The sequence below is a fragment of the Phenylobacterium sp. genome, from assembly GCF_036821595.1.
Classification (GTDB): Bacteria; Pseudomonadota; Alphaproteobacteria; order Caulobacterales; family Caulobacteraceae; genus Phenylobacterium.
In genome coordinates this window covers 1-5,307 of record NZ_DAISJG010000024.1, presented here as the reverse complement: position 1 = coordinate 5,307, position 5,307 = coordinate 1, and the positions used below count along the sequence as shown (strand labels likewise).

Here is a 5,307-nt window from a genome sequence, read left to right as displayed (position 1 = left end):
ACCTCATCGAGGTGCAGTCCGGCGCCTACCTCGGCGAGGACGACATCGTGCGGCTGGAGGACGTGTACGCGCGGTCCTGAGGACCGCGACGCCTAGAAGAAGCGCTCGCCGATCCGGATCGTGTCGCCGGGCGCCACCTTGGTGGTGCCGGTGAGCGGGAACTCCTCTTCCTTGGCCCCGTCGGCGCGCTTGATGAACACCTTGCCCTTGTTGGCCCGGTAGGTGAATCCCTCCGCCGTGGCGACCGCGTTCAGCACCGTCAGCCCGTTGGTGTAGGGATACTCCCCGGGCTTGTTCACCTCGCCGAGGATGTAGAACGGCCGGTAGTTGAGCACCTCCACGCTGACGCGGGGGTCCCTGAGGTAACCGTTCTTCAGGGCCGCCTCGACGCGCTCCTGGAATTCGCGGGCGGTCAGGCCCACGGCCTCCACCTCGCCGATCAGCGGCAGGGAGACCTTGCCGGAGCCGCCGACGGTGAACTCGCCGGTCAGCGACTCCTCGCCGTAGGTGATCACCCGGATCTTGTCGGCCGATCCCAGGCGGTACTCGGGCACCTCGCGGGTGGCCCCCGCCTGCTGGGCGAAGGCCGTCGCAGGCAGCATGAGGCCGCAGACGGCCAGAACGGCGCCGGCGAGCAGCCCAACCAACTTCTTCATGACGCAACGCTCCGCACGTGCGGGTCCCCTCGAACGCGGCTTTCTACTTCAGACCGGCGCCGCGGGAAATAGGGCCGCCCGCGTCACGCCGACACAAGACCCGGGATGTAGAGCAAAGCCCGCGCCAGATTCGTGACTAATGCGATCTTAAGTGGCTAATCCAAGGTTACTTTTCCACGTCTTGGTAAACAGCGGAGGAACCATAAGCTTTAGGACTGTTTAAAGCATGTCTCTACAGTCAAAGTTAAAGCGGCGGGGCGCACAACTCACCCAACAACTACAAGATTGGGTGTGGTGTGGTGTCTTATTTCAATACGCTGGCCCAGCGTGCGCTCGTGGTCGGCCTGGGCTTCTCCGCGGCGGCGTGCGCCACCCTGCCGGAGCCTTCGGCGCCGATGACGCTGGGCGCCGCTGCGACGGCGCCGCGCGGCTTCGTGGAGTTCTGCGGCCGCCAGCCGGGCGACTGCGGCGCCTCGCCCGCCGAACTGGGCGCCATGAGCCGCGCCGCCCCGAAGGGCGCGCCCACGTCCGTGGCCGCCATCCAGTTCGACTGGAGCGGGGTGTTCGGGACGACCGCGCCCGCGCCGAAGGCGGTGATCCCGGTCGCGACCGCCCCGGCGCCGTCCGGCGACGCTGCGTTCAGCTTCGACTGGACCCAGGTGTTCGCCAGGCAGTTGCAGGCGCCGGTCGCCACCTCGGCGGCGGACGCCGCCGAACCAGCCGTCGCGGTGGCGGAGCCCATGCCGGCCGCCGAGAAGCTGCCGCTGACGCCCAGCCTCTGGTCCCTGGTCACCCGCACCAACGAGACCGTGAACCGCGCCATCGTGCAGCGCACCGACGCCCAGGCCTATGGCGTCGAGGAGATCTGGAGCACCCCGCTGCAGGCCGGGGTCCAGGTCGGCGACTGCGAGGACTATGTGCTCGAGAAGCGGCGCGCCCTGCTGGCCGCCGGCCTGCCGAAGGAGGCGCTCTCGATCGCCGTGGTCACGACGAGCAAGGGCCAGAGCCACGCGGTGCTGCTCGTGGACACCGCCGCGGGCGAGTATGTGCTCGACAACCTGAGCCCCTGGGTCCTGCCCTGGACCAAGACGAGCTACCAGTGGCGTGAGCGGCAGGTGGCCGGCTCCGCCGCCCGCTGGGCGTTCGCCGCCGGCCCGGTGCTCGAGACCAGCGCGCCGCGTCTCTTGCTCGCCAGCCTGCGCTAGGCTTTGCTCCCGCGCATTCGGAGCGGGGGCAAGGTGCAGATTCGGGCGGAGGACAGGGCCGGCGCGCCGTGGTGGACGCCCCGCTGGTGGGCGCAGGACGTGCGATGGCTGGCGCTCGCCGCGCCCGGACTGATCTTCGCCGGCCACGCCCTCTACGGCGCCATGCTGCCGAAGACGGCGCTGACGCTGGCGCTGCTCGGGGCGCTGCTGCTCGGCGCCTGCCTGGCCCATCCCAAGCTGCGGCGCGAACTCGGCCGGCTGCGCGGCCTCGCTCTGCCCGCGGCGCTGTTCGCCGCGGTGATCGTCGCCGGCCTCTGGTCGATGACGCCCTTCGCCCCCGGCGGTCCCCATCCGGTCTGGGCCTACGTCGGCATCTCCCCCGGGGCCGCCACCCTCGACAAGTCCCAGACGCTCCTCGAACTCATCAAGCTCCTCGGCCTGGGCTGCCTGTTCGGCGTCGGCGCGGCGTCGGGGGGCTCCGACGAGCGGGCCCGCTTGACGATCCATGCGACCCTGGGCCTGGGCGTCCTGCTCGCCCTTTGGTCCTTCCTCAGCTTCGCCGGCGGGGACCTGGGCCCGAACGTCCGGCGGCTGGGCGCCACCTTCGCCGCCCCGAACACGGCCGCCACCTTGTTCGGCATCTTGTTCATGCTGACGATCGGCGCCGGGATATCCCGGGCAAGGTCGGCGCCGTCCCGCGCCCGCTTCAGCAGCACGGCGCCGTTCGCGGCCGCCGGCCTGCTCTTTGCGGTCTCACTGCTCGCGACCGCTTCCCGCGGCGGCCTCGTCGCCACCGCCGCCGGTCTCCTCATCTTCGCGGCCCTACAGGTCTTCAGCGGAAAGTCCAACCTGTCGCGCGCCACGCTGGGGGCCGCGGGCGGGATGATCGCCGGCGCGGTGCTGCTGGCCTTCACGGGGCAGGAATTGGTCGCGCGCCTGATGGGCGAAGGCTGGGAGCTGGCCGGACGGCGCGAGGTCTTCGAGGCCCACTGGCAGGCGTTCAAGGGCGCGCCATGGATGGGTTACGGCCTCGGCAGCTTCGACACGCTCAACCGGCTGCTGCTCGATGCGCGCAACGCCGGAGACATCTGGACCGTCCGCGCGGCGCACAACGTCTATCTCACCTGGCTGGAGCAGGCCGGTCTGCTCGGCGCCCTGTCGATGTTCGCCGCGCTGGCGCTGATCCTGGCGCGTTCGACCCGCAACGGCCTGCGCCGCACCCGGATGACCGCGCTGATCTTCGCGCTGCTCGCCGCCGACGTGGTCGTGCTCGCCCATGGCGTCACCGACTTCGCGCTGGAGACCTATTCCATGGCCGCCTTCTGGAGCCTGCTGCTGGGGCTGCAGTTCGCCCTCGCCCAGGGTTCGTCCCGCCGATGACCGGGGACCGCACCCTCTCCGCCCTGGGCGGACTGGCCGTCGCGACCGCCCTCCTCGGCCTGGGCGGACTCGTCGTCCTGAATACGGGCGCGACGATCGGCGTCCGCCCCGTGGCTCTGGGCCTGAGCCAGGGCCACGACGAGGCGGCCTACCGGCGCCTGCTCGGCTCGCCCTCGGCGGCCGACCTGGACTGGGCAGAGGCGAAGTCGCGCGAGGCGCTGGCCGTCTCGCCGTACGAGAACGGCCCCCGCCTCCGCCTGGCCTATGTCGAGACCTTGCGGCACGGCCGCCTGACGCCGGCCGGCGTCGAATACTTCGCGCAGTCCTACGACCTGCTTCCCCTGGATCCGAACGTCGGCGCCTGGCGCATCGGCTTCGGACTGGAGCACTGGGAGAGCCTGACGCCCGAGGCGCGACGCGCGGTCTATGAAGAAGCCAGGGCCTTCTACCGCTTGGGCAGCCGGGAGGTCGGCGTGGAGCGCGTGCTCAGATCCGTCCGCAATCCCAGCGGACGTCTGGCCGCCGCCCTCTGGTTGCACAGTTTCGAGCGCAACGGGCGCTAGTGTGTCGTAAAACTGCATCAGTCACGGGCAATACCGAGGTGGTGAATATTTGATTTAGGATCGACTTCCCGTGCGGTCTAGCTTATGACGCTAAGTCTCGAACTCGAGTTGGGCGACGATTGGGACAAGCCATGAACCTCAAGAGCATGAGCCTCGGCGCGGCGATGCGCAGCCTCGTGGCGGTCGCAGCGATTGGCGGCGCGACCATGGTGGGGGGAACCGCCCTCGCCCAGCTCACCGCACAGGACCAGGGTTCCGCCCAGGCCCTGGCGACCGATATCGCCCAGGCCGTCCAGGCCGCGGTGGCCGCGAACGAGGGCCAGCCCGGCCCGGTGGTCGAGCAGGCGGTCGAGGCGGCCATCGCCCAGACCATCGCCGCGTCGAACGCCCCGCCCGCGGTGGCCAACGCCGCCATGGCGACGGCCGTCACCACCCTCTCCTCCCAGGGCCTGACCGCGGTTCCCGCGGTCGCCCAGGCGGTGCAGTCTCAGCAGGCTGTCGTGGTCGCCACGGCGGTGACCGCCGCCGTCCAGGCCGCCGCCTCCACCAGCGCGGGCCAGACGCCCGCGGCGCAGCAGGCCGCCGTCGAGCAGGCGATCGCCACCACCCTCGCCGTCGCCCAGGCCCCGCCGGCCGTCGCCAACGTGGCCATGGCCGCCGCGGTCAGCAATCTCGCCAGCGCGGGCGTGACGTCCACGCCGGCCGTCGCCGCCGCGGTGCAGGCCCAGCAGACCGTCGTCGTCGCGACCGCCGTCGCCGCCGCCGTCCAGACGGCTGCCGCCGCCACGGCGGGCGCCAGCCCGGCCGCGCAGCAGGCGGCCGTGGAGCAGGCCATCGCCAGCACGCTCACCACCGCGGCGGTTCCGCCCGTCGTGGCCCAGGCCGCGCTGACCACCGCCACCACCACCCTGGCCAGCCAGGGGATCAGCAGCCCGGCGGTCGTGGCCGCTGTGACCAGCACCCAGCAGACGATTGCGACCCAGACGGGCACGCAGCCGACGCAGCTGGCCCAGGGCCCGACCGGCGAGACGACCACGGGCACGGTCGAGGGGCCGCCGGCCCCGCCGCCGCCGCCGCCGCCGGTCGTGCCGGACTACCGCGGGTAACTGACGGTTCTTTAGGACGGGCTTTGGGGGGCTTGTCCGGGCTGCATCCGATCACGGGTGCGGCGTCGCGTACACGAACAGGGGATAGTGATCGTGATCGGGGATAAGCGGATCTTGGCCGCCGGAACGGCCATGCTTCTTGTGGGCGGGTACTCCACCGTCGTGCTGGCGCAGACGCCGGCCGGCGGCCCGTCCACCACGCCTTCCACGCAGCCCACCACCGGGCCCGCGGCGGAACGCGCCGGGATCGCCCTGCCGACGGAGGCCGCCAGCCTCTTCGCGCGCGATCGCAACGTCGCCGTGAACCAGCGGCCCCGCGAGGGCTACGAGGCGCGCGGCCTTCGGATGGGGACCTTCCTCGCCTATCCGAAGATCTCGGTGACCGCCGAGCACAACG

At 71.4% G+C, this 5,307-nt stretch carries 6 protein-coding genes and 1 pseudogene; 6 read left to right on the top strand and 1 reads right to left on the bottom strand.

Translation table 11 applies throughout. The features are described 5' to 3' along the window. Nucleotides 1–80: hypothetical protein (locus tag V7Z97_RS20575; RefSeq protein WP_442958035.1), on the top strand; the 80-nt coding region annotated here is incomplete at its 5' end. A gap of 12 nt (nt 81–92) precedes the next feature. On the opposite strand, the gene V7Z97_RS12210 is transcribed toward V7Z97_RS20575, so the two are convergent. After that, nucleotides 93–656: a polysaccharide biosynthesis/export family protein gene (locus V7Z97_RS12210; RefSeq protein WP_442958033.1), complete on the bottom strand. Its 564-nt coding sequence runs from the start codon at nt 654–656 to the stop codon at nt 93–95. Between the two features lie 299 nt (nt 657–955). Here V7Z97_RS12210 and V7Z97_RS12205 point away from each other — a divergent pair, with 299 nt between their 5' ends. From V7Z97_RS12205 to V7Z97_RS12185, 5 genes and pseudogenes are all read left to right on the top strand, one after another. After that, the gene (locus V7Z97_RS12205; RefSeq protein WP_334163700.1) at nt 956–1,861 is read left to right on the top strand and encodes a transglutaminase-like cysteine peptidase; all 906 of its coding nucleotides are present in this window, start codon (nt 956–958) and stop codon (nt 1,859–1,861) included. Nucleotides 1,862–1,894: 33 nt separating this feature from the next. After that, a complete protein-coding gene (locus V7Z97_RS12200; protein WP_334163699.1) occupies nt 1,895–3,241 on the top strand; it encodes an O-antigen ligase family protein in 1,347 nt (448 codons plus the stop codon). Beyond that, on the top strand, nt 3,238–3,804 hold the full coding sequence (locus tag V7Z97_RS12195) for a hypothetical protein (protein WP_334163698.1): 567 nt from the start codon (nt 3,238–3,240) through the stop codon (nt 3,802–3,804). Before V7Z97_RS12200 ends, V7Z97_RS12195 begins: the two co-directional genes overlap by 4 nt. A 131-nt stretch (nt 3,805–3,935) precedes the next feature. Then, nucleotides 3,936–4,910 carry a hypothetical protein gene (locus V7Z97_RS12190; RefSeq protein ID WP_334163697.1) on the top strand — a complete coding sequence of 325 codons (975 nt, stop codon included), beginning with the start codon at nt 3,936–3,938 and terminating at the stop codon, nt 4,908–4,910. A gap of 132 nt (nt 4,911–5,042) precedes the next feature. Continuing rightward, nucleotides 5,043–5,307, top strand: a pseudogene (locus tag V7Z97_RS12185) (hypothetical protein); the annotation flags it as partial.

Coding starts and splice junctions, on each gene's coding strand:
- V7Z97_RS12210 (WP_442958033.1), bottom strand. CDS start 656: ATGAAGAAGTTGGTTGGGCTGCTCGCCGGCGCCGTTCTGGCCGTCTGC.
- V7Z97_RS12195 (WP_334163698.1), top strand. CDS start 3,238: ATGACCGGGGACCGCACCCTCTCCGCCCTGGGCGGACTGGCCGTCGCG.
- V7Z97_RS12190 (WP_334163697.1), top strand. CDS start 3,936: ATGAACCTCAAGAGCATGAGCCTCGGCGCGGCGATGCGCAGCCTCGTG.